This is a genomic window from Pseudomonas sp. WS 5532, assembly GCF_012985445.1.
GTDB lineage: Bacteria > Pseudomonadota > Gammaproteobacteria > Pseudomonadales > Pseudomonadaceae > Aquipseudomonas > Aquipseudomonas edaphica.
Genome location: NZ_JAAQWK010000003.1, coordinates 449836 through 474261, shown reverse-complemented (window position 1 = coordinate 474261; position 24426 = coordinate 449836). Strand labels below are relative to the sequence as shown.

Annotated in this window: 19 protein-coding genes; 8 read left to right on the top strand and 11 right to left on the bottom strand. The window is 61.1% G+C overall.

All coding sequences use genetic code 11. The annotated features are described in order from the left end of the window. Nucleotides 1–938: 938 nt before the first annotated feature. The gene (gene acnB / locus HBO23_RS08810; protein WP_017137496.1) at nucleotides 939–3548 is read right to left on the bottom strand and encodes a bifunctional aconitate hydratase 2/2-methylisocitrate dehydratase; all 2610 of its coding nucleotides are present in this window, start codon (nucleotides 3546–3548) and stop codon (nucleotides 939–941) included. A gap of 394 nt (nucleotides 3549–3942) precedes the next feature. Here acnB and HBO23_RS08805 point away from each other — a divergent pair, with 394 nt between their 5' ends. Further along, complete coding sequence (locus HBO23_RS08805) at nucleotides 3943–4413, top strand: DUF1289 domain-containing protein (protein ID WP_017137495.1); 471 nt, start codon at nucleotides 3943–3945, stop codon at nucleotides 4411–4413. Nucleotides 4414–4544: 131 nt separating this feature from the next. Here the strand turns inward: HBO23_RS08805 and HBO23_RS08800 are convergent, their stop codons facing one another. Beyond that, the gene (locus HBO23_RS08800) at nucleotides 4545–5408 is read right to left on the bottom strand and encodes a universal stress protein (RefSeq protein ID WP_099549609.1); all 864 of its coding nucleotides are present in this window, start codon (nucleotides 5406–5408) and stop codon (nucleotides 4545–4547) included. Nucleotides 5409–5557: 149 nt separating this feature from the next. Here HBO23_RS08800 and miaE point away from each other — a divergent pair, with 149 nt between their 5' ends. Beyond that, entirely contained in the window at nucleotides 5558–6160 is a 603-nt protein-coding gene (gene miaE, locus HBO23_RS08795) for a tRNA isopentenyl-2-thiomethyl-A-37 hydroxylase MiaE (protein WP_170037734.1), read from the top strand. On the opposite strand, the gene HBO23_RS08790 is transcribed toward miaE, so the two are convergent. Further along, the gene (locus HBO23_RS08790; protein ID WP_170037732.1) at nucleotides 6116–7315 is read right to left on the bottom strand and encodes an MFS transporter; all 1200 of its coding nucleotides are present in this window, start codon (nucleotides 7313–7315) and stop codon (nucleotides 6116–6118) included. The genes miaE and HBO23_RS08790 overlap by 45 nt on opposite strands. A gap of 28 nt (nucleotides 7316–7343) precedes the next feature. Continuing rightward, nucleotides 7344–7601, bottom strand: coding sequence for an AMP-binding protein (locus tag HBO23_RS08785; RefSeq protein WP_099549611.1), 258 nt, complete (start codon nucleotides 7599–7601; stop codon nucleotides 7344–7346). Nucleotides 7602–8167: 566 nt separating this feature from the next. On the opposite strand from HBO23_RS08785, the gene HBO23_RS08780 reads away from it, so the two are divergent. Further along, nucleotides 8168–8875 carry a winged helix-turn-helix domain-containing protein gene (locus HBO23_RS08780; RefSeq protein ID WP_017137491.1) on the top strand — a complete coding sequence of 236 codons (708 nt, stop codon included), beginning with the start codon at nucleotides 8168–8170 and terminating at the stop codon, nucleotides 8873–8875. Beyond that, nucleotides 8876–10153, top strand: a complete 1278-nt coding sequence (locus HBO23_RS08775; RefSeq protein WP_017137490.1) for an ATP-binding protein — start codon at nucleotides 8876–8878, stop codon at nucleotides 10151–10153. Between the two features lie 36 nt (nucleotides 10154–10189). On the opposite strand, the gene HBO23_RS08770 is transcribed toward HBO23_RS08775, so the two are convergent. The 6 genes from HBO23_RS08770 to HBO23_RS08745 form a co-directional block, all read right to left on the bottom strand. Then, nucleotides 10190–11095 (bottom strand): HlyD family efflux transporter periplasmic adaptor subunit, encoded by a 906-nt coding sequence (locus HBO23_RS08770; RefSeq protein WP_170037731.1) that lies wholly within the window; start codon nucleotides 11093–11095, stop codon nucleotides 10190–10192. Beyond that, nucleotides 11092–11829, bottom strand: a complete 738-nt coding sequence (locus HBO23_RS08765) for an ABC transporter ATP-binding protein (protein ID WP_099549613.1) — start codon at nucleotides 11827–11829, stop codon at nucleotides 11092–11094. The genes HBO23_RS08770 and HBO23_RS08765 overlap by 4 nt, the downstream gene beginning before the upstream one ends. Before the next feature lie 8 nt (nucleotides 11830–11837). Continuing rightward, nucleotides 11838–12968 (bottom strand): ABC transporter permease, encoded by a 1131-nt coding sequence (locus HBO23_RS08760; protein WP_169986306.1) that lies wholly within the window; start codon nucleotides 12966–12968, stop codon nucleotides 11838–11840. Next, nucleotides 12968–14299, bottom strand: coding sequence for a TolC family protein (locus HBO23_RS08755; RefSeq protein WP_017137486.1), 1332 nt, complete (start codon nucleotides 14297–14299; stop codon nucleotides 12968–12970). The genes HBO23_RS08760 and HBO23_RS08755 overlap by 1 nt, the downstream gene beginning before the upstream one ends. Before the next feature lie 292 nt (nucleotides 14300–14591). Continuing rightward, nucleotides 14592–16415 (bottom strand): serine hydrolase domain-containing protein, encoded by a 1824-nt coding sequence (locus tag HBO23_RS08750; RefSeq protein ID WP_017137485.1) that lies wholly within the window; start codon nucleotides 16413–16415, stop codon nucleotides 14592–14594. 94 nt (nucleotides 16416–16509) lie between these two features. Beyond that, nucleotides 16510–16998, bottom strand: coding sequence for a GFA family protein (locus tag HBO23_RS08745; protein WP_017137484.1), 489 nt, complete (start codon nucleotides 16996–16998; stop codon nucleotides 16510–16512). A gap of 90 nt (nucleotides 16999–17088) precedes the next feature. Between HBO23_RS08745 and HBO23_RS08740 the strand changes: the two genes are divergently transcribed. The 4 genes from HBO23_RS08740 to HBO23_RS08725 are packed head-to-tail and all read left to right on the top strand — an operon-like array spanning nucleotide 17089 to nucleotide 23326. Continuing rightward, complete coding sequence (locus HBO23_RS08740) at nucleotides 17089–18204, top strand: AAA family ATPase (protein WP_170037729.1); 1116 nt, start codon at nucleotides 17089–17091, stop codon at nucleotides 18202–18204. Beyond that, entirely contained in the window at nucleotides 18201–18647 is a 447-nt protein-coding gene (locus HBO23_RS08735) for a hypothetical protein (protein WP_099549617.1), read from the top strand. The genes HBO23_RS08740 and HBO23_RS08735 overlap by 4 nt, the downstream gene beginning before the upstream one ends. Next, nucleotides 18634–20439, top strand: coding sequence for a hypothetical protein (locus HBO23_RS08730; RefSeq protein WP_170037727.1), 1806 nt, complete (start codon nucleotides 18634–18636; stop codon nucleotides 20437–20439). Before HBO23_RS08735 ends, HBO23_RS08730 begins: the two co-directional genes overlap by 14 nt. Beyond that, complete coding sequence (locus tag HBO23_RS08725; RefSeq protein ID WP_170037725.1) at nucleotides 20432–23326, top strand: bpX6 domain-containing protein; 2895 nt, start codon at nucleotides 20432–20434, stop codon at nucleotides 23324–23326. Before HBO23_RS08730 ends, HBO23_RS08725 begins: the two co-directional genes overlap by 8 nt. Here the strand turns inward: HBO23_RS08725 and HBO23_RS08720 are convergent. After that, entirely contained in the window at nucleotides 23313–24212 is a 900-nt protein-coding gene (locus HBO23_RS08720; protein ID WP_017137479.1) for a LysR family transcriptional regulator, read from the bottom strand. The two genes, HBO23_RS08725 and HBO23_RS08720, sit on opposite strands and share 14 nt — an antisense overlap. Between the last annotated feature and the right edge of the window lie 214 nt (nucleotides 24213–24426).

The following is a 24426-nucleotide window of genomic DNA, read 5'->3' as shown; positions in this document are numbered from 1 at the left end:
ACTCTTGTTTTAGGCTCATGGCGTCTCTCGTGTTCCAGGGCATGATGGCCTCCCGGCGAAGCTGGCTTCGCCGAGAAGTGTCCACCATGTCCCCGCACACCCGTCAACCATGTGTCCGGTCCGTACATAAAGACACAAAAGTAACCAAAAAGTCTTCGCCCCAACACTCGGTGCCTCGCTTAGGCTCGGCATGCCCGCAATCCGCCAGTGATTTGGGGGGCCGCCGCGATGGGCCATCCTTGGCCCAGCGCGGCTAAACCGGCATCCCTGCCGGTTTACCCCCCAAATCACTGTCAGATTCCGGCCATCGTGTTTGACGGGGCGATTTCAGATCAAGATCAAAAGCGCAGATCAAAAGACCGCTGACTTCGCCAGCGAAAAGGATGTAAGGGCCAGAGCAACAGCAACAGCAGAGCCATACTCGGTCAACTGTGGGAGCTGGCTTGCCTGCGATAGCATCAACTCGGTGTGCCTGATGTACCGAGGTGCCTGCATCGCAGGCAAGCCAGCTCCCACAGAAAAGCAGATCCTCAGTGTATGCAAATCCGCTTTTCGCTTTTGATCTAACCACTCAGGTCGGCTTTCAGGCCGCCGTGCTGTAGAGCTTGATCTTGATTTTGATCTGAGGCGCCCCGTTAACCACGATGGCCGGAGTGCGGGCATGCCGAGCCTAGGCGAGGCACCGAGTGGTGAGGCACAAACCTTTTGGTTACTTTTGGCTGGGCCGGCATTCCGGGCGTTTGCCAAAAGTGACCCGCTGTAAGAGCGGAACCATAGGTCGCCGCTATCAAAGAAATGGATATGTACACCACCAAAAGCCCGCCACAGCAGTCAAGCCAGCCCCCACAGTTGTTTATCAGTGTGACGAATACTCGTATTCCAGGCATAAAAAAACGCCGCGCATCTTGCGATGCGCGGCGTTTTTAAATCACAACATCTTAGGCTTGAATCACCGGGATGTTGGCGCTTGCTGCGATTTTGCGGAACTCGGCGATCTGGTCGAAGTTCAGGTAGCGGTAAACGTCGCTGGCCATGGTGTCCAGTTTCGCTGCGTAACCCATGTACTCTTCGACGGTCGGCAGGCGACCCAGCGTGGAGGCAACTGCCGCCAGTTCTGCCGAAGCCAGGTAGACGTTCGCGCCATCACCCAGACGGTTCGGGAAGTTACGGGTCGAAGTCGATACGACAGTCGAGTTCGGCTCTACACGTGCCTGGTTACCCATGCACAGCGAGCAGCCCGGCATTTCCATGCGCGCGCCAGCCTTGCCGTAGATGCCGTAGTAGCCTTCTTCGGTCAGTTGGTGAGCGTCCATCTTGGTCGGCGGCGACAGCCACAGACGGGTTGGCAGCTGACCCTTGACCTGCTCCAGCAGCTTACCGGCAGCGCGGAAGTGACCGATGTTGGTCATGCACGAACCGATGAACACTTCGTCGATCTTCTCGCCGGCAACACTGGACAACAGACGGGCGTCGTCCGGGTCGTTCGGTGCGCAGAGGATCGGCTCGTTGATTTCGGCCAGGTCGATCTCGATGATTTCGGCGTATTCGGCGTCGGCATCGGCTTCCATCAGCTCCGGGTTGGCAACCCAGGCTTCCATCGCTTGGGCGCGACGTTCCAGGGTGCGTGCATCGCCGTAGCCTTCGCCGATCATCCAGCGCAGCAGGGTGATGTTGGAGTTCAGGTACTCGGTGACGGAGTCCTTGGACAGCTTGATGGTGCAACCGGCAGCCGAACGTTCAGCCGAGGCGTCGGACAGCTCAAAGGCTTGTTCCAGCGTCAGGTCGTTCAGGCCTTCGATTTCCAGGATGCGGCCGGAGAAGGCGTTCTTCTTGCCTTTCTTCTCTACGGTCAGCAGGCCAGCCTGGATCGCGTAGTAAGGAATGGCATGAACCAGGTCACGCAGGGTGATGCCAGGTTTCATTTTGCCTTTGAAGCGCACCAGGATCGATTCCGGCATGTCCAGTGGCATTACGCCAGTGGCTGCGGCGAACGCGACCAGACCGGAACCGGCCGGGAACGAGATGCCCATCGGGAAACGGGTGTGGGAGTCACCACCGGTACCGACGGTATCCGGCAGCAGCATACGGTTCAGCCAGCTGTGGATGATGCCGTCGCCTGGACGCAGCGAAACACCGCCACGGGTCATGATGAAGTCAGGCAGGGTGTGGTGGGTGGTCACGTCGATCGGCTTAGGGTAGGCCGCGGTGTGGCAGAAGGACTGCATTACCAGATCGGTCGAGAAGCCCAGGCACGCCAGGTCCTTGAGTTCATCACGGGTCATTGGACCGGTGGTGTCCTGGGAACCTACGGTGGTCATCTTCGGTTCGCAGTAGGTGCCAGGACGAACGCCTTTGCCTTCTGGCAGACCGCAGGCCTTGCCGACCATTTTCTGTGCCAGGGTGAAGCCTTTGCCGGTGTCGACAGGTGCTTCAGGCAGTTTGAACAGGTCGGTAGGGCCAAGGCCCAGTTCAGCACGCGCCTTGTCGGTCAGGCCGCGACCGATGATCAGCGGGATACGGCCGCCGGCGCGAACTTCGTCCAACAGAACCGGGGTCTTCATTTCGAAGGTGGTCAGGACTTCGTCGGTGCCGTGTTTGCAGACTTTGCCAGCATGCGGGTACAGGTCGATCACGTCGCCCATGTTCATGTTGGTGACGTCGAATTCGATTGGCAGTGCGCCAGCATCTTCCATGGTGTTGTAGAAGATAGGAGCGATCTTGCTGCCGAAGCAGAAGCCGCCGGCGCGCTTGTTCGGCACGTAAGGTACGTCGTCGCCGAAGAACCACAGTACCGAGTTGGTTGCCGATTTACGCGACGAACCGGTACCCACCACGTCGCCGACGTAGGCGATCGGGAAACCTTGGCCGCGCATTTCTTCGATCTGCTTCATCGGACCGGTTTTGCCTTGCTCGTCCGGCACGATGCCTTCGCGCGCCATTTTCAGCATGGCCAGAGCGTGCAGCGGGATGTCAGGGCGGGACCAGGCGTCCGGGGCAGGGGACAGGTCGTCGGTGTTGGTTTCGCCGGTGACCTTGAAGACGCGCAGGCTGATCTTGTCGGCCAGGGTTGGGCGGTTGCGGAACCACTCGCCGTCAGCCCAGGACTGGATCACGCCTTTGGCGTGCTCGTTGCCGTTCTTGGCTTTTTCGGCCACGTCGTGGAACGCATCGAACATCAGCAGGGTGTGCTTGAGTTGGGCGGCCGCGACAGGGGCCAGCTCGGCGTCGTCCAGCAGCTCGACCAACGTCACGATGTTGTAGCCGCCTTGCATGGTGCCAAGCAGTTCAACCGCGCGTTTCTTGTCGATCAGGGGAGAAGTGACTTCGCCCTTGGCCAGGGCGGACAGGAAACCGGCCTTGACGTAGGCAGCCTCGTCAACGCCTGGTGGAATGCGGTTGGTGATCAGGTCAACGAGAAATTCTTCTTCGCCAGCCGGAGGATTCTTCAGCAGCTCGACCAGGCCTGCGGTTTGTTCGGCGTTAAGCGGCTGGGGAACGATACCCAGTGCTGCACGCTCTTCGATATGTTTGCGGTAGGCTTCAAGCACAGTTATTACCCTCATCAGTGGTCCCACGGGACGCTCATCCAGAAATGAACGGCACGCATGCGCTCGGGGGCTTTTTGGGCCGCAAAGCCAGCGCTGCCGGCATTCCTCACAGAAGCTGCTTTCAAAGTTTTACGCCTGCAGAACGGAGCTGATGAGGGTTGGCGCGGGCTCTGACCTACCGGGTCGAACCTGCGCCAACACCGTTCTGAAGGAACGACTGTGCTCGTGACGCTTTGAAAACAGCTTCCAGCGGATTATTGGCGCCTTACAAGGCCGGATGATTCTACGGCAAAAAAAATCTAAAGGTAAGTTACCTAGCCAAGTTTGCTGGGTGATCAACCTTAGACAAAGGGCTAACATGGCGCACTGTTTCGCTGATTTGTGTGCATTGCCCATGTCCAACCAAGCCATCAAGACCCCCTGCGTCGGCCTGTGCTCCACGGTTTACGGCGATCTCGTCTGCCGCGGTTGCAAGCGCTTCCACCATGAGGTGATTCAGTGGAATGGCTATAACGAAGAAGAAAAACGTGCGGTATGGCTGCGGTTGGAGCAACTGTTGGTGCAAGTGATGGCCGGCAAACTGGAAGTCTTCGACCCCAAGATGCTGCGCGGGCAGCTTGAGCTGCGCAAGATTCGCTTCGTGCCGCACCAGTCCGAGTACTGCTGGGCCTACCAGTTGATCGCCCGAGGCGCGCGGGTGATTTCCAACCTTGAAGCCTATGGCATGGTGTTGCTGCCGGAGTTTCGTGAGTGGGCACTCCCGGAACTGCGCGATGCCATCGATCGTGAGTTCTTTATCTTGTCCGAGGCGCATTACCAACGCTATATCGCGCCGGGGTTCCTGAGAGACGCACTGGGACACTGACCGCGCAGGTCAATGTGGGAGCTGGCTTGCCTGCGATGGCGGCAGATCAGCCAAAGGTGTTTTGACTCAAAGGTCGCTATCGCAGGCAAGCCAGCTCCCACCTTTGATCTCCATAGTTTGAAGAGGCTATGTCAGGCCTTGGTGGCCAACTCCTCCAGGTGATCCATCAACGCCTGCGGCTTAAGTACCAGCACATCACCTTCCACCGCATCCAGCACCACCTCCGCCGTATTGCCGATCAATGCGCCGGAAATCCCGGTGCGCGCCACTGTGCCGATAATGGTCACCGCCGCTTGCAGTGTGTGCGCGGCATAGGGGATCAACACATCCGCCGGGCCTTCGTTGATGTGCAAGTGGGTGTCGTCGATATCAAACTCGGCCTGGAACGCCTTGCATTGCTCGCGATAGCGCGCCTCGATAGTTTCCTTGAGCTGGAAGGTCGGGTCTGCTGCTGACAGCATGGGGGACGGGTGAGCGCTGATCACATGCAACTGGGCCTTGGCCAGGCTTGCAATATCGAACCCATGGTCGACGATAGCGTTGTGCAGTGCCTGGTGTTCGCTGTCGGTGTTGCCCACATCAATGGCCGCCAGCACCACCTTGCCGGCCCAGGGCGTCGAGGTTTTTACCAGCAGCACCGGCGTAGGGCAGTAGCGCAGCAGTTTCCAGTCTGCTGGCGTCAGCAGGGCCTTTTTCAATGGGCTGTCCGGAAAGTGCTGCTTGATCACCAGGCCACAGCCTTCGGCCTGCTGCACGTCGATGATGGTTTCATGCAGGCTGTCATTCCACGCCTGCTCGGTGGTCACGCTGTAGCCGTCCTCCTGCAGGCCGGACTTGAGCAGGCTGAGCAGCGCCGAATGCTCGTGCTTTTTGTCGCACACCAGCAAGTGCAGGTGCGCGCCGGTGACCCCGGCAATCAGCTTGGCGCGCTTGAGCGCGAGGCTTTCGGAATGCTCGGGTTCGATAACCACCAGGATGCTGCGGATGGCTTGCATGGTCGGGGTCTCCAAAGGGTGGGCCTGGAACAACTATAGTTGCTGCCCGCCAGACGTCATGTTGATGCACATCAAGGCCAGTAGCTGGTGGTCTGCGGCGGGGTCGGTATAATCGCCGGCCTTTTGTGATCCTTTTGCCCGTGAGCCCGATGAACCTGCCCGAAATCCACGAATTCCTCGGCTGCCGCACCCCCGACGCCTGGGTCCAGGCCGCGTTGGCCGATCAGCACACCCTGCTGATCGACCACAAGAACTGCGAATTCAAAGCCGCGAGCACCGCCCTCAGCCTGATCGCCAAGTACCACGCCCACGTGGACCTGATCAGCATGATGTCGCGCCTGGCCCGTGAAGAGCTGGTGCACCACGAACAGGTCATGCGCCTGATCAAAAAGCGCAAGATCGAGCTGCGCCAACTGCATGCCGGCCGTTATGCCTCGGGTTTGCGCAAGGTTGTGCGCAGCCACGAGCCGGTCAAGCTGGTGGACACGCTGGTGGTCGGCGCCTTTATCGAGGCGCGCAGTTGCGAGCGTTTCGAAGCCCTGGTGCCGCATTTGGACGAAGAACTCGGCAAGTTCTACTTCGGTTTGCTCAAAAGCGAGGCCCGGCACTTCCAGGGTTACCTGAAGCTTGCCTACCAGTACGGCGACGCCAAGGACATCGCCCAGGTGATAGAACGGGTGCGCGCCGCCGAGCAGGAACTGATCCAGTCACCCGACATCGAGTTCCGCTTTCACAGTGGCGTGCCAGCCTGAGGCGACGGCCACGCCGATCAGCGCGGTGATCCCGGCCAGCAGCAGGATCACCGTTTGCGTGCCCAGCGGCGCCGCCAGCACGGCGATCAACAGGCCCGCCAGCGGCTGCGCCAGGTTATTGAGCAAGGTGATCACGCCCACTGTCTTGCCGAAGTCCTGCACCGGAATCACCCGCTGGCGGGTGCTGCGCATGTACACATTGAACATCTTGTCGAAGCCGGTGATCAGCAGGAACCCCAGGGTGTAAGCCCACAGGTTAGGGCTGACGGCCATGACCAGTGCCCCCGCCGCGATCATTGAATAAGACAGCCCGCCGAGCAGCTTCAACGGCAGGCTGGAACGCGCCAAGTAAAACAGAATAACGATGGTCACCACTGCGCCCGCAGCCTGCAACAACGCATAGGCATCTTTGCCGGCGTCGAACAGGCCAGTGACCATGGCCGCAGACGTCGCCAGCGTGACTCCGATGATCAAGTTGACGCCCACCGCCAGGGCAATGACCCGCTTCAGTTCCGCCAGTTTGCGGATATGCCCGAAGGCAATGCGCAGCGGTTGCAGCCAGATATCCTGATGCTGCTCAAAGCTTTCCAGGCTGACCGTGGTGTTGCGCTGCCACACCAGCATCGCCAGGTCCGCCAGCACAAACAGCCCGGCAATGCCCGCCACCACCCACGGCCACGCCCACACCTCCAGCATCAGCGCCGCCACCAGTGGCCCCAGCACCAGGCCGCTCTGGTCGGCGATCTGTGAGTAGGACAAGGTCTTGGCATAGGTGTAATGCTTGAAGATATGCGGCATCACCACTTCGCGCGCCATGATGCCCTGGGTTGTCAGCACGCCGCACAGCGCCGACAGGATCACCAACCAATAGATGCCGTCGAACACGCCATACAACGCCACCGCCGCCACGCACGCCAATGCGCGGTAAACCTGGCTGATATGCAGAATGCGCACCGGCGAGAACTTGTCGCACAATGCACCGCACACCGGGAACGCCAGGTAACGCGGCAGTGACTCGACGAAGAACGCCAGCCCCGCCCACGACACACTGTTGGTGGTCTGGAACACGATCAGTGGCACGATAAATAACAGAATCTGGTCCGCCAGCCGCGACATGAACAGCGAGATAAAAAAAGCCAGGTAGTCCTTGCGCATGGTGCTCTCGTTTCAATCGATCAAAGCGTCAAGTGGGGTGCGTTGCCGCCGTAATTGCGCCCACGCGCAGGACGGCGAGATAAGCGGCAATGAGATCGATGCAGATCGGTGAATACAGGGCGACGCGATCGCCTGGTTGAACACCGCTGGCGACCAGCAGTCGGGCTATTTGTGTCGTTCTTGCTTGAAGCATTCCATAGCTGTAATGGACGGCATCGAGCGCAACAGCGCACTTGTGCGGGTGGCGGGAGGCGTTATGTTCGATGACCTCGTGATACAAAAGCATGGCGTGTACCTGTATTCAATAACACGCTTAAATAAAGACAGAACGGCTGTGTGAGAGCGGTTCGCTAAATTAAATAAAGGCTGTGTTTGAATAAAGCGCTGAGGTAAGCGCCAGGGGTAGCAATCGATAAAAGTTGCGGGTGCACAATATCAACTCCTTTGATATTTATTTTAATTATCTTCCATGACTTTCACCGCCAGGTGTCGCTGAAAAGTGCATGGATAGTTTCATTGGCGTTGTTGGGCTGTCAACGACGGCCGCGTCACTGTTTTGTCACTGTGTCGTGACAATTTAAGGCGTTTACTCAATAAATGTTAGTGTCGAAACTTCCGAAAATGACGTGAGTTATGGCTGTCAGAAAAATCACGATCTTTCTTGGGCAAGGCTGCGAACGCCGCGATTTGATACGTTAAAAACTCCGGGTGAAATGTTAAAAACCTTTAAAAACATGAAGGTTGTTCGAAAGCCCCACAGAAAGGCTTTTTTTGCCGCGCCCAGTACCTTTACAGGCCAGCTTGCCACCTATAATGCTCCCACTTCAATCCGCGCATCCACACTGAGAACTTATGGAAAACCTGGGTCTGGGCAAGGTCCTGCTCGTTGAGGACGATGAAAAGCTGGCAGGGCTGATCGCGCATTTCCTGTCGCAACATGGTTTCGAGGTGCGCGTGGTGCACCGGGGTGATGAAGCCTTGGCGGCGTTTCTCGACTTCAAGCCGAAAATTGTGGTGCTCGACCTGATGCTGCCGGGCCAGAGCGGGCTGCACGTGTGCCGGGGGATTCGCAGCGTGTCCGACACGCCCATCGTCATCCTCACCGCCAAGGAAGACGACCTGGACCACATCCTGGGCCTGGAGTCGGGCGCCGATGACTACGTGATCAAACCGATCAAGCCGCCGGTATTGCTAGCCCGCCTGCGCGCGCTGCAGCGCCGCCAGGTGCCGGAGCCCACGGTGCGCGGTGCGCTGGAGTTCGGCCGCTTGTCGATTGATCGCAGTTGCCGGGGCGTCAGCCTGGGCGGTGAGGCCATCGACCTCACCACCATGGAGTTCGAGTTGCTGTGGCTGCTGGCCAGTCACTCTGGAACCATCCTTTCGCGCGACGACATTCTCAACCGCATGCGCGGTATTGCCTTCGACGGCCTGAACCGCAGTGTCGACGTATACATCAGCAAATTGCGCAGCAAGCTCAATGACAACCCGCGCGAACCGGTGTGCATCAAGACCATCTGGGGCAAGGGATATCTGTTCAATCCGTTTGCGTGGGAGGTTTAGATGCTGCGCCTGTTTCTGCGCCTGTATGTGATCCTGGCGCTGGGGTTGGCCGGGGCAATCTGGCTGGTCAACTACACCTTCGATGAGTTATTGCCCGAGGCCAACGAGGTTTATAACCGTGAAGCCTTGCGCGGGCCGGCCTATGGCCTGGTCGAGCAACTGCGCCCGGTGCAGGGGGCGGCCCGCGATGCGCGCCTGGCTGAGCTGCAACCCCATTATGGTTTGCGCCTCAAGCTGGTGCCGCGCGACACGCTGGCGCTCAATGACCGCGAACAGCAACTGTTGGCGGGCGGCCAACTGGTGGTGCGCGGCGACTTCATGGAGTTCCTGACCACCATTGATGGCGGCCCGCAATTGTTGCAGATCAAGCTGCCGGAAGAGCCCAAATGGTTGTACCTGTGGGCCTATGGCTTCCTGGGGGTGAGCCTGGCCATCGTCCTGTATTTTTGGGTACGCCCGCATTGGCGCGACCTGGAGCATATCCGCCTGGCCGCGCAGCGTTTTGGCGATAACGACCTCGGCTCGCGCATCCTGCTGCCGCGCCGTTCCACCGTGCGTGAGCTGGCCGGGCACTTCAACCAGATGGCCGAGCGCATCGAAAGCCTGATCGCCAACCAGCGTGAACTGACCAACGCGGTGTCCCATGAGTTGCGCACACCGATTGCGCGCTTGTCGTTTGAGCTGGACCAACTCAAGCAACAGGCCGACCCACGCCAGAGCCGCGAATTGATCGCCGATATGTACGCCGACCTTGGCGAACTGGAAGAAATGGTGTCTGAGTTGTTGACCTATGCCAGCCTGGAGCGCGGCGCCACACAGGTCACCCGGGAAAATATCGAAGCGCATAGCTGGCTCGATAGTGTGATCGGCAGTGTGGCCCTGGAAGCTGAAGCCGCGGGTGTGCAGCTCTCGTTGCGCACCTGTGACGTCGACTTTATCCAGATCGAGCCGCGCTTTATGGCGCGCGCAGTGATCAACCTGCTGCGCAATGCCATTCGTTATGCCGAGCGCCGTGTAGAAGTGTCGCTGGTCAAGTTCGGCAATGGTTACGAAGTGCGGGTCAATGATGATGGCCCAGGTGTGCCGATGGAGGGCCGTTCCAAAATCTTCGAACCCTTCCTGCGCCTGGATGCCAGCCGCGATCGCCGCACCGGCGGCTTTGGCTTGGGCCTGGCGTTGGTCAAACGCGTCAGCCAGTGGCATGGCGGGCAGGTTGAAGTGCTGGACTCGGAGTGGGGCGGGGCGTCGTTTCGGATGACGTGGGCGTATGGCGAGTAGGCGGTTGCCGGCGGTCGCGGGCAGCCGCCAAAGGCTTTAAGGTGCCCCGAACCGTACCAGCATGCGCTGGCCCACACGCAGTGACGCAGGTGCAGGTTGTTCGAACGCTACTATGCATTCCACGGTACGCATATTGGCTCGTGCCTGTGGGTCGCCTTCAAGCGTGCTGTTACCCAGCACGGAGCTGATACGCACCACATGACCGGACAGCGACGGTTGGTCGTTGCCGTTTTCGGTCGATATATCGGCTTTCATACCGGCGTGGACCTGCGCAATAAACGACTCGTTGAGCTCGGCTCGCACGATGCGTACCTCGTTCGGCAGCAACACGAAGGCAGGCCCTGACTCCGATGAAACGGTAGCGCCAGGTTGGGTCAGGCGCCGCACGACTTCGGCGTCCGCCGGTGCATAGAGGTTGCGCTGGGTCAGTTCGTAGCGCGCACCGGTGAGTGTTCTTGTGGCGGCTTCGAGGTGTCCTTGGTTTTTTTCAATAGCGTCGCGCAGTTGCTCGGCGGCCTCGCGCGCATCATCGGCACTCTGGCCATCTGCGGCTCCAGCCGCGGCCGCCTTTGACAGGCGCGTGGCTTTCTGGTCGGCAAAGTTGAACTGTCTTTGCAGGTGCCTGGCGTGCACTTGAGCCTGTTGTTGGTCGGCAAGCGCGGCACTTACGGCCAGGCGCGCCTGTTCGCTGTCCAGGGAGGCGAGCAGTTGGCCTTTTTTTACAGAATCACCTTCTTTGACTTTGATCTCGGCCACCACGCCATCGCGGGCAAACTGCAGGTTGAGCAGGCCACCCTCGACATCGACGCGGCCGCGAGCCACTGCCAGGTAAGTCGGCGACGAGGCCGTGGCTTGAGCCGGCGTATCCTCCCGTGAACAGCCGTTTAGGAGCAAACAGGCACTGAACAGGGTCAGCCAAGGGGAGAGGGAGCGGACATTCATACGCAGTGTTCCTGGGGGGCGGCAGGGCTGGCGGGCCGCAGGTGATGGTGGGAGTCGCTGATGATGCGGCCGTCTTCAATGGCCAATACACGGTCGGTGTGGCTGATCAAACGCGGGTCGTGGCTGACGCACAGCACCGTAGTGCCGCGTTCACGGGCGATACGGTGCAAGATATCGATCACGATCTGGCCGTTGGCCGCGTCCAGGGCGCTGGTGGGTTCGTCTGCGAACAGCAACTCGGGCGCCTTCGCCACGGCGCGGGCGATAGCCACCCGTTGTTTTTCTCCCCCGGACAGCGCGGCCGGGCGCAAGGCCATGCGCGAACCGAGGCCTACATCTTCCAGAGCCTGAGTCGCGCGCCTGCGCACTTCCTGCGAAGTGAGCCCGAGGTAACTCAGGGGCAACTCGACCTGTTGCAAGGCCGTCAGCGCCGGGAACAGATTGAAGCCTTGGAATATGAAACCCGTGTGATGCAGTCGAAAATGCTCCAGCGCCCGTGGGGCAAGCGTTCCCAGGCTTTGCCCGAGGGCCTCCACACGGCCTTGGTCGGGTTGCTGCAAGCCGCTGAGAATCGCCAGCAGCGTGCTTTTTCCGCAACCGGATGGCCCCGCGATCAGGGTCAGTTCCGCGGGCCTTATTGCCAGGGTGATGTCGTGCAGTACAGGGGTCATAACCTGGCCTGATACAAATGCCTTGCCGATGCCAGTGGCATGCAGGGTGAAGGATGTGGTCATCGTGGGTTCTATCTCAAAAGGCTTGCTGGGTCGGCATGACGCAATGAGTGCATCGCGGCCAGGCCGGAAACCAGGGCCAGGGTCATGTTCAAGAGCAGGCAGGCCAGGGCTGCGACGGGGGAAAGAGTCATCGGAACGTTGTAGTAATGCGCCAGGGCGAAGAACAGACCGGTCAGCCCAGTGCTGCCCAGCAAGCCCAGGGCGCCCACCCAGAACGCTTGTTCCATCACGACTTTGCGCAGAGACGTGACGCCGACGCCGAGGGCGTTAAGGGTTGCGTATTCGCGGATCGATCCAATCACGGCCGCCACCAGGGTCTGGCTGGTAATCACCGCCCCTACCAGGAACACGATCACTGCCAAAAACAACACACCCGCGCCGGCCCCGGTGTCGAACATCCAATGCATCTGCGAGCGGTAGCTGAACTGCGCTGCGGTCCACACCGCGTATTTGCCGAATGCCGGGCTGCCGTCGATGCGTGCTGCAACCGCGTCCGCCTGACTTGGGTCTCGGACCTTAGCCACCCAGTAGGTTATGCGATCTGTATCGGCGCTCGTATCCAGCTGGCGGGCCGTGGCTAACGATGCAATCACGTTAACCCCACCCAGTGCGCGTAATCCGCTGATGACGCCGACTACATGCACCCGGTGGCCGTTGATAGTGGCCGCGTTTCCAGGATCAAGGCCCAGGCTGTCGAGGTCGGCGCGGTCAACGATGACCGCTCCCGGTTCATTCAGGCGTGCCCGCAACGAGCCGGGCAGTAAGCGGGCGAACATCAAACCTTGTGGGTCTGCGTCGATACCGGAAACAAATACCGAGACTCCACCTGTGTCCTGGGTACCCCGCCAGTCAGCATCCACCCAGCGGTAGGGCTCGACCCTGAGGACATCGGGGTCCATGCGTATACGCATCTCTACACCGGCATCGATCGGTCGACCCAGGTTGACGCTTTGGGTGCCGGGATAGCCCACCCAAAGGTCGGCGCGCGAGCCGGTGACGTACACACTGGCGCTGCTGAAGATACCCAGTACCAACGCGGTCTGAAGCAGTTGCAGCAGCCCTGCGAAGCCCACTGCAATAATCGCTGGCAGGAAGCGCCGCCATTCATGGATCAGCGTCAGGCGTGCAAGCGCAACCATCAGTCAGTCTCCTTATGGCGCGTGGCTGTCTGAGGTGCAGCGCTTGGCAACGGTGCGCCGCCGAGTGCCTTGTAGAGTGCGACGTAGGCAATGGCACGCTCGGTGCCGGCCCGGTCGACTTGTTGCTGCGCATGCAGTGTCTGAACCTGCGCTTCTACCAGGTCCAATGGACTCAAGAGCTTCAACGCTGCCCGTTGTTGCAGTGCGCCAAGCTGGGTTTGCCTGGCGGCATAGGCCTGACGGGACAATTGTTCGCGTGCACGTAATTGCTCCAGGTCACCCAAGGCGTTTTCGACTTCGGCAACCCCCTCCAGCACCGCTTGGCGATACCCGAGGACGGCGGCCTGCAGATGGTGGTCCTTGGCTTTCGCAGCCGCCACGCGCAGGCCCCAGTCGAACAAGGGAATACTGATGCCGGGGCCCGCCGAGAAGATGCTGTTGCCATTGGGGGTATTGTTGCGGTTGCTGGCGATATTGAGCGACCACTGCAGTGAGGTGCCGAAGCTGATGTGCGGGTAAATATCGGCCTGGCTCATGCCCAGCTCACCGGCGGCGATAATCACCGAGGCTTCGGCGCCGGCAATTTCCGGGCGGGTGCGCAACAGGTCTGTGGGAACGCTATTGAGCTGCCAGTCACCGAGCGTCGGTAGCCGCCCCGGTTGCAGCCAAAGAGGGTCGGGCGCGCTCTGGCCCAACAATAATGCCAATTGCTGCGCGCTGCGGTTTGTCCGCTGGTGCACGCGCGTCAGCGCCATTTCAGCGAGGGCCAGTTCAGCCTGTGCAGCGGCAACGTCTGCGCAGGAGGCCAGTGCGAGCTGTTCCCGGGCGCGCAGCCGTGCCAGTTTTCCATGGCCAACTTCGCGCAGGGTTGCAAGGGTCTGCTCCGTTTGTTGGGCTGCTCGCAATTCGATCCAGCGCCGGCTGACTTCAGCCACCAATGAAACTTGTAGGGTGCGCAGGTTGTTATCCGCCAATGCCTGGTTCCCTTGGGCGAGGCGCTCGGCACTTTGTTGCATGCCAAACAATGGCAACTCCCAGACCGAATCGAAGCCGATCAGGAAATAAGAAGTACTGGTATCAGGGCTGACGGCATCCTTGGTTTTTATACTCAGCGAGGGCAGGTAAGGGGACTGCGCGTGCTGGCTCATAATCCGGATGGCGCGCAAGCGCTCCACCGCTACGGCGACGTTCAGGTTGTTTTGCAGTGCACGATCCACCAACGCATTGAGCTGGGGGTCGTTGAATGCATGCCACCATTGGTTCAGGTCGGGTTGGGGCGGCGCAAGAGAAGGTTGGACGTTGCGCCATTGCTCCGGTGTAGACGGTTTCAATACCGGCAGGGGGGCTGTTGAGCATCCTGCAAGCGCCATTGACACTAACGAGAGTGCGCATAGCGATCGAAAGGCATGCGATCGGTTAAGAGGCTTGATGGTCGTTCCCCGGTTAAATACGGATACTGCGGTATTCATGCGATGGGCGCGTTGGTCGGCGCGCCAATGCACGATGTCACTGATCGGTTGATATTGAATGAAGCGTTCGAGCACCAACGTAGCGGCAGGGGGTGTTCAGTTCTGTTGGTAAATTGTATTGGTGCGCAATGATGGCTTTTGCTTCAGCCCAGGTTCAGAAACTCAAGGGTTTATCTCGCGATTGCGTGCGTTTGAAGGAGTAACCCGAAGCGCTGAGTCCGTTTACCTGGCGGCTTACCGTGTCGCCCAGGCCGTAGCCGTTGCCGGCCAGCACCGCGTGGGCGTTGTCGACGGGAAGCAGGATGTAGTCGGTGAGCGGCTCGTTGTGCAATTGGCCGCGAATCACCAGAAAGCCTTCTTCCAGGCGCACGCTGATACCGCTCAACGGCGCGTCGGGTTCGTGGGTGTTAAGCACCTGGTAGGTGCCGATGGTGTTGGCCCACGCCAGCGGCAGCGGCGGCGGGTCGATGCGCTCGCCGATGGCCAGGCGTTGGCCATGGCTGCGGGCCGTGAGTACTTGGCGGCCCTGCACCGTGACCACGTCCAGCTGCACGCGGCCCAGCTCACCCAAGTCCTTGAGCCAAAAGCCAAGGACTTTTTTCTGCGCGCGCAGCCAGCCGTGTTCGTCGCGCAACAACTCGAAGTCAAACCCGGCCAGCTCACCGCTCAGTCGATCGCCCTCATCCTTGACCCGGAATACGCCCCAGGCCGTGGCATAAAACCCGGCCAGGCGCTTTCGGTCGACGGCGGCGGGCACCTGGCGCAACTTGAGCCCATGGCTGGGCGCCTGGCAGTCGTCGGCGCACACGGACTGCCCGGTTTGCGCCTGGAACATCAGGCGCAGGGTCTCGGTGGCCAGGCGCGCGACCAGTTCTTCGGCGTTGCTGTCATTGGCCATGATGATCACCGCCAACTGCTGGTCTGGCAGTACGCTCAGCTGCGCGGCAAAATCATCGCCGCCGCCACTGTGCTGGTAAGTGCGCACGCCGGGGGCGACGGGTTCATCGCCGCAGGGCGCCAGGAACCAGCCCAGGCCCATCTGGCAATCGAAGTCCAGGGCATTGCCGGTGTTTTGCTGGGTGAACATCTGATCAATCGACGGGCTCTCAAGCACACGGTTGCCCTTATAGAGACCGTGGGCAAACAGCATCTGCACATAATGGCTAAGGTCTTTGGGGCTGGCCCACAAGCCGCCGGCGGCAAGGTCACGCACCTGTGCATCGGTACTTGCCACGCCGTCTTCGTAGCCCAGGGCGCGAAAGCTCAATTGCGTGCCGGTGCCGACAAAACTCGACTGGTTCATCTCCAGGGGCTTGAGCAGGCGGCTTTGCAGTTGGGCTTCAAAACTCTTGCCGCTGCTGCGCTCGATGGCCGCACCGACCAGCGAATAACCGAGGTTGGAATACGCCACCTGCGAGCCCGGCGGGCTGCTCAGCCATACACCCGACACCCGCATCGGCATCTGGCCCATGGCGTAGGTGCTGCGCACGTCGCGCAGGTGCTCGCTGGGCAAGCCGGATTGATGGCTGAGCAGGCGGCGCAGGGTGATGTCGCGGTCGGCGGCGGCCTGGTCAGTGTGAAAGCGCGAACGCACGTAGAATTCGCGCAAGGTCTGCTGGATCGGCGCGTCGAGGGCCAGGCGCTGTTGGTCGACCAACTGCATGGCCGCTGTGGCCGTCAGTAACTTGGAAATGCCGCCGGCGCGAAACGCCGTGTTGGCGGTCACCGGCACACCCTGGGCCTTGTCGGCCAGGCCAAAGCCGCGCGCCCAGATCAGCTCCTGGCCATTGACCAGCGCAATCGACAAACCGGGCACATTCTCGCGGGCCAGGTCCTTGGGGATGCGCGCTTGCAGGTAACGGATGATCGCGCCGTAATCGCCCTTGGGAATCGCGGGCGGGGCAGGCGGCTGCACGTGGCAGCCGAGCGTGCCGAGCAGGCAACCCCATAACGGAATACCGCGCAATGTGCGAAACATGAAGAGCACCCGAATGGTGGTTTGGATGCTCGAATGCTAAGGCGATGCTGGCCAACAATCTTTGAGAGCTTTGTCGAGAAACTGTCAAAGAGTGTTAACGCGCGAGCCCCAAACGCTCATGCCACTGGGCGATAGATTCTTCGGGGTACTCGTCGAACTGCAAATCGCCTTTGTGCACACTGACTTCGACCCACGGCACCTTCGAGCCGAGCATCAGGTGCGTGTGCTCGGGCGGCACCGGCAATGGCGTGTCGATGGCTGAAGCAAACGGGTGAATCAGCTCTGGCCATTCGGGGCTGAACAGCCACAAGGCGCTGCCGCATTGCGAGCAAAAATGCCGTTCGGCAGTGCTCGCATGCGCGCGGCTGGCGCCTTCGGGCTTGAGCCTGGCGTGGTAGACCGAGATCAGCTTGCGCCCGCGTACCTTCAAACTCTTGGCGTCGCCGCCCAGGTTGATCGCATAACCGCCGCCGCCTTGGGTCTTGCGGCAGATCGAGCAATAGCAACGCTGGTACGGGTAGGGATGCTGGCTGTTCAGGCTGAATGTTACGGCGCCGCAATGGCAGGATCCTTCGAGTTGCATGGGCTGGCTCCTCTAAGAGTGTGTAACAACACTTTGCTAATACCTTAGCCTCAGGCAAGATTCTCTGCTTTGGTTTCAGGGAAGACACCCATGATTGCTCAGTTGCAAAGCGCTGCCACGCAAATCCGCCACGCTGTGCGCAAGGCGACCGAAGGATTGATCGGGCGCGAGCAATTGGCCGAGCTGATTGTGCTGGCGGCGGTCGCCCAAGAGCACATTCTGGTGATCGGCCCGCCTGGCACGGCCAAGAGCGCCGTGGTACGCCGTGTGGCGCAGTCCATGGGTGGGCGTTACTTCGAATACTTGCTGGGGCGCTTCACTGAGCCGTCGGAGCTTTTTGGTGCCGTAGACCTGAAGAAATTGCGTGAAGGCACGGTGGAAACCGACGTCAGCGGCATGCTGCCAGAGGCCGATATCGTGTTTCTCGATGAAGTCTTCCTGGGCTCGACCGCCATTCTCAATACCTTGCTGGGCGTGCTCAACGAGCGTCGCTTTCGCCGGGGTCATACTCAAATTCAATGTCCGCTGCGTGTGTGTGTCGGCGCGGCCAACGGTTTGCCGGACGATGAGGCACTGGCGGCGTTTGGCGACCGCTTCCTGTTGCACCTGTTCGTCGATTCGGTGCCGGACAATCAACTGGAAGCCATGCTGGCGGGCGGTTGGCAGTCGGAGCAGCGCCCGGTGCAACAGTTACTGGGTCTGGCCCAGTTGGATACGCTGAGCCAAGCCCTGAAAAACGTCGACCTGGGCGCGGTGCGTCCAGCCCTGGCCCAGGCGATTCGGCGCCTGCGCGAAGCCGGCATAGCGTTATCGGACCGCCGTATCGTCAAGTCTCAACGGCTGATCGCGGCCGCCGCGTTGCTGGGCGGGCGGCTGGAAGCCAGCGACGCGGATCTATGGCCCCTGCTGTATGTGCTGCCCACTAAAGAGACTCAGCAGCATGGCCGCGAGGTGCTGCGCGACCTGTTTGCCGCGTCCAGCAACAGCCATTTGTTCAGTGCGGTCGAAGAGGCCACCTTGCAACCGATGTCGCGCTTGAATCGCTTGCTGGAAACTGCGCAAGACTACCTGGCCCGCAGCGAGCCGCCCGACAGCCCGGTCCTCGAAGGGCTGCTGCGCGAGATCGACGCCAACTTCAATAGCGAGACAATGCCGGAAACCTTGCAGCAGGTACGCGGGCAACTGTCCCGAATGCTGACGCCATGAGTGCAGACCACTACGCCTGGACCTGGCGCCCAAGGCCGGTGCCTGCCGAGCCACAAGCAGCCGTCGGATGGGGCGACGCCGCGCGCCGCTTGCTTGCGCGCTTGCTGCTGCTCGCAGATGAACAGGCTGCCCGCTTGCACGCTACCGCCAATGGCGATGTATTGGTCGTCACTGGGGCGGTGGCGGATTTGCCGTGGGTCGACGGTGTCGAATACGCCGCAGTACACCCCGGCGCGCCTGGCGTATGGCTGCCCACCAGTTGGGAGCCGACAGTGCCGGTAGACTTGCTCGGCCAGACGCTGTCGGCACGTTTCAAGCGCTCGCCCTTGCTGTTGTGGCGCGAACCGCAAGTTGTAGTGCCGTTGGATCGCCTGTTGCCGGTGACGGTTGAACACCTTCAGCGCATCGCGACGAATTGGGGCACCCGCCATGCAACTGCCTGAAGCCTTGCAACCCTGGCGCCAGTGGCTGGAGTGGTTTGCGCCGCAGCACCTGCCGCTGTTCGCCGACTTGCTTGGGCGGCTTAACCCGGTGCTGGGGCCACTGCGCGGTAGGCAGCAAGGCGGGGTGCCTGAGCCGGATGGCGTGGGCGATCTGCAACGCCGTGGGCCTTACGAGCGCCTGCTTTCCAGCGAATGGCTGCTGGCCGATGAAGTGCCGGATGAGTTTATGCGCAGGGCTGTCGGCGGCGAGCATATGTTCCTGGCGCCGCAGTACCGCGCCCGTGAAGCCAACCGCCTGATTGTCGTGCTGTTCGACGCCGGCCCGTTGCAATGGGGCGCCGCGCGGCTGGTGCATATCGCCTTGCTGATGCTGCTGGCCCGGCGTGCCGAGGAGGCAGGGGCGCAGTTGCGTTGGGGGATCCTGCAAGGCGCGCCGCTGCTGCATGAGTTCGATAGCGCGGGGCAGCTCAAGCAACTGCTCAGGGCGCGCACCTATGAAAGTGTCGCCCCGGCGCACTGGCAAGCCTGGCAGGAATGGCTGGCCACGCAGGGTGAGACGTTGGGTGAGTGCTGGACAGTCGGGCAACGCTTGCCCAAGGACACGACCAAGACCTGTACGCACCGGGTGCAGGTGCAGCGCAGCCTGGATGGGCACAGCCTGTCATTCGAGTTGCAAGCCGGTTCTGTGCGGCGCGTGCTGTTGCCTATGCCGGATGAGGCGCACGCGGTGCAACTGCTCAAAGGCCAGTTCGACGATGAAGTCCAGGCGCCGCCGCCGAATCTCGCACGTGCGGTGCCACGCGTAGCCTTGACCTTGCCGCCGGTAATCTCCAGCGCCGGTAACTATGTGGCGCTGCGCCTGCTCGATGAGGCGGGCATGGTGGTGATCAAGCTGCCGCACAAAAACCAGAAAAAGTCGCTGGAGGTTCGACGCCGTCTGTGGGGCAAGCATCAGCGCGTATTGAGCACCACCTTTCACCACCGCAGCCTCGGTGCCGTGTTGAGCGACAACGACAGCCTGACGTTCTGGAACATTCCCGGTATGCCCACCGTCGACAAGCCCGCCCGTGAACAGCTGCAACTGCCACCGGGCACCGCGACGTTCCTGCCGAGTGTCTGGCTGCACAGTCAGAACGCCGTGCGTGTGTACTTGCTCGACAGCCAGGGGCGGCTTGCCTATTGGAAGTCGCGTCAACTTTGCCAGGTGGCGGATGACGTGATGAGCCTGTTGCAGGTCGACCCCTTGACCATCGCTTATGCGCGCAGAGAAGGCGGGCAGATTGTCGCGTATTCCGGGTCTGCTGACGGTTTACGCGCCAATGGTCATGCGGTCGGCTCGGCAGCGGGCGTCAGCCAGGTATTGTTGGCTGCCAACTTTTACTGGCGCCAGTACTGCGGTGGTTGCGCGCTGCTGACCACCGAGGACGGCTACCAGAGTTGGCGCCTGGTGACCCATGAAAGCTTTCCGGCGAAACACGAACAGATCGACTTGGCGCCCGGTTGGAAAGCCATCGGCCTGCACTATACGTACGCCCAACGGCCGGCTTACTCACTGGTGCTGCTGGGGCCGAACCAGCACAGCGTCGGGCTGTACGCCGAGGGGCAACAGCGCACGTTGTTCACCACCTCGGCGCCAATTGCCCGCGCGAGCTTTTGCCCCATGAGCGGCTTGATCGCCGTACTGACCACTGACCGCGAATTACTGGTTTACTCGGTTTGCGAGCGCTCCATGCGTTTGCAAGTGATGTGCAACCAGGCTCCGCAGCTCACCCAGGAAGCTGCCAATGCATGAGCCAGAACGGATGCTGATTCGCCGCCCGGTACTCACCGGGCACCAACAGATTGACGGCCTATGGTTTGCCGCCGAGCGTTTTGATGAGAGCGAGCGCAGGCGCCTGATCCTCAAGTATTGGCAAGTCGACGCGCGTGCCTACCGTTTTGCCGACGGCGACTTGCTGCAGTTCCACACACCTTGCCCGGTACACTGCGAAAGCCTGCACGGCTGGCCGCTGATCCGCCAGGGCCTGGGCTTGTCGTCTGCCGCGCTGCACCCTGAGGAATTGCGCGGGCTGCCCGTTGCCGACTTGTGGCTGGTGCGCGGCAGCCAGATCCATGCATTGCAGTTGCGCGATGCACACGTGCTGACGCCTGGGCTGTGGCTCGACATCAGTACCTACACGCTGCTCGACACCTTTGACTGCCATACCCCGTTGCCGGCAACGCTGCCGGAGGCGGTGGTCACCGACCTGCGTGAAATCCTCGGTGGGCCACTGGAGCCCGTCAGCCCGGAGCGCGAAGCAATCATGCAAGCACTGCTGGAGCGCCCGCGTCACACGTCGAGTAAAGGGCCTGGCGCCAGCGCGGCGTCTGCGCAAAACAACGCAAACAGCGCCCGCGAAGTCTCTTCCCCGGTGCTGAAAATCGTGATCGGCCTGGTACTGCTGGGTGGGCTGGTCCGCCTCTTCGGCCAGAGCGAGCCCGCCGCGCTGTTGGCCGAGCACACACAGTCCTTCGGCGGCATGCTCCTGGGCGCCGTGATCTGGATGGTGGTGATCACCGCGTTGTTGTACGGGTTGAACCGCTTCCTGCACCGTGGCGCGTCTGCCCCCGCCCAAGCGGCGCCCCGGCCGGTGGCTCGCGCACCCGCTAACCCAGGCATCGCTGCGCGTGCCACCCCGCGCAGTTATAAACCTGCCGCGTGGCGCCGTTTGTTGACCCGGCTGACCCAGCATTCCCAGCTGTCCAAACTGTATGGCAAACGCCAGGCCGCCTACATGCAGCGCATGTTGGAGATGTTCGAAGACGGCAATTTCGAAGAAGCCTTGCGCCACGCGATCCCCTTGAACGGCGCTGCCTCCAGCGGTGAACAGAGCTTTGGTACGCCACAGCGCCGCGAGGATTTGAGCCTCAGCCAAAAGGCTGGCCCCGCGCGCTCGATGCTGTTTGAAGACGACTTGACCGAGCATTTGCGCCAGGTGTATCGCCAGACTTTTGAACGCCTGGACCGTGCCGGTCGTATCGAGGAAGCGGTGTTTGTCCTTGCCGAATTGCTCAAGGAGCATCAGCAAGCTCTCGATTACCTGGAGAAACACGCGCGCTATCAGCAGGCCGCTGACCTGGCCCTGGCGTGGGACATGCCGCCTGCGGTGATCGTGCGCTTGCTGTGCCTGGCCGAGCAGTGGCAGCGCGCCGTGCTGGTGGCGCGGCGCGACAATGCGTTTGCTGACGCCGTGGTGATGCTCCAGGCCAAGTCGCCGGAAGCCGCCGACCGCTTGCGCCTGGAATGGGCCGAGTCGTTGATCGCCAAAGGCCTGTGGTTGCAAGCCGTCGATGTTATTTGGAGCCTGCCTGCAGAGCGCCCACGCGCCGCGCAATGGCTGCTCAACGCCGAGGCTGCCGGCGGGCGCTTGGGCATTGAGGCGCTGGTTAAACGCGCGGTCCTGTTGCCCGAAACGCTGCACGCTTACGGGCCGTGGGTCGAGCAATTGCGTGACGACCCCGCGCGCGCCGGGGAACGCGCCGCCCTGGCGCAGGCGTTGTTGCAACACAAGGCACACACCACCGCCTTGGCCTGGCTGGCAGGTGCCACTGTGCACGCGATTCTGGCCGATCAATTCAGCGATCAAGGCCAACTGACCCATAACCAGTTACAAGCGCTGGTCAAGATGAGTCGCGATAAAGCGCTTCAGGCGGACTTGCCGGGCCAAGCCCTGAAGCGTACGCCTGTGGTCTCACTGGAGCACTTGGGCGACACCCGCAAGTGGGCTGCGCCGGCGGCTGGCAGCCGGCCGATTTTCGACGCGGCGCCGCTGGAAGACCAGCGTTACCTGGTGGCGCTGGGCGAGTCGGGTGTGATGGTGGTGGATGCGGCGGGCACAACGTTGTTTCACTTTGCTGTACCGGCGCAGAAAATCGTGATTGCCCATAGCCGACAGGTTGCGTTGGTGCTGATCTGGCGGGGGAATGTATGGCGCGTGAGCAAACTGGACCTGGTCAATCGTGTCGCCAAAGACCTCGGTATGCTGGCCATGGATGTCTTTGCACACGCGTTTGATGGCAGCAACTGGACCATCGGCAAAGGCCCGCAGTTGCGCGTGGTGGATGTTGACCGTGGCTTTGAAACGCTCTGGCATGTGAGTGATCTACCGGAGTCGGTGCGTGCCATCAAGGTGGATGAACACAATGAATACCTGTGGCTGTCGGCGCCGGGCGGGTGCCTGATGCTGTGGCATTATCGTCTGCCGGAGCGGCGTTTGGTCAGCCGCGAAAGCGCGTTTGACATCGTCGCGACGGACTTCCAGGTTCCCAGTGCCACCGCTGAATCGGCGCAGTATCGGATCAAGCACGACTATGGAACACCCACGCTGATACTGAAGCAGCACGGGGTTCGAAAGCGCTACCGGCTGCCTGGCAACTTACCGGAAGAAGAATGGGATGAGTCCGTCAGCCCGTTTCTATTTGAGGACTGGTTGCTGATCAGTTATCGGGTTGAGGAGCACGACACCTGCTGGCACGTGATCCACCGTGCCAGCGATCGGCTTTGCGTCACGTTGCACTGGCCGCAATCGCCGGCCCAGCTTCGCCGCCTCGGGTCTGATCTGTTGCTGTTCGATGGGCAGGGCCGGCTGAGCCATATCAATATTGATAACGCCAGCCAGCGCAACATCAGCCTGCACTGAGTGTGTCCGGCATCAAGGTGGCGATCAACGCCCGAATGGTGCCGGGCAATGCCTCAAGCTCGCGCACCAGGATACTGCGTTCGCGAATCGCCCATGGCTCATCGAGCTTCACCGTCACCAACTGCATGGTCCTGCTGTGCCGCACGGCGGCGGATTCGGGAATGATGCCGATGCCCACGCCGGCCTCGACCATTCGGCAGATCGCTTCGAAGCTCGACACCTGAATGCGCAGCGACAACTGCTTGCCCAGGCGATCGACGTGTTCACGCAAAAAACTCAATAACGTGCTGCCTTCGTGCAGGCCGATGTGCTGGTAGGCCAGGGTTTGCTCCAGCGTCACCGAAGACTGGTCGGCCAATGGGTGGCCCACGGGCACCATCAAGACCAATTCATCGGTGCTGAAGTGCAACACCTGCAAACCTGCCGCTTCTACCGGCCCGGCAATGATGCCCATGTCGCTGGTGCCATCAAGCACGCCACGTACGATGTCGCGGGATAAACGCTCCTGCAGGTCGACGGTCACGCCCGGGCGCTGGGACAGGAAGCCCGCCAGCACCTCCGGCAGAAACTCGGTCACCGCCGTGGTGTTGGCGAAGATGCGGATATGCCCGGCCGAATCCACGCCGTATTGGGTGAACTCGCTTTTTAGGTAGTCCACCTGGCGCATGATCAGGCGCGCATGGTGCAGCAGCCGTTCGCCCGCCGGGGTGATCTCCACGCCACGGCTGTCGCGGTACAGCAGGCGCGTATCCAACTGGCCTTCCAGCGCCTTGATCCGCGCACTGGCAGCGGCCGGCGAGAGGAACGCACGCTTGGCGCCCTGGGTGAGGCTGGGGGATTCGGCGATGTGGATAAACAGGCGCAGGTCGGCGAGATCGAAATGCATGCAAACCCCTATTTTGGCAACGGTGAGGTTCAAGTGTGGGAGCTGGCTTGTTGTGGCGAGCAAGCTTGCTTGCGCTGGGGTGCGAAGCGCCCCCCAAAAACCGGAGACTGCTGCGCAGTCAACGGGAGCAAGCTCCCTCGCCACAACAAGCCAGCTCCCACAGGGGATGGAGTGGTACTCATGGCTAGCGTTCAGCATAACCGAACGCTGGTTT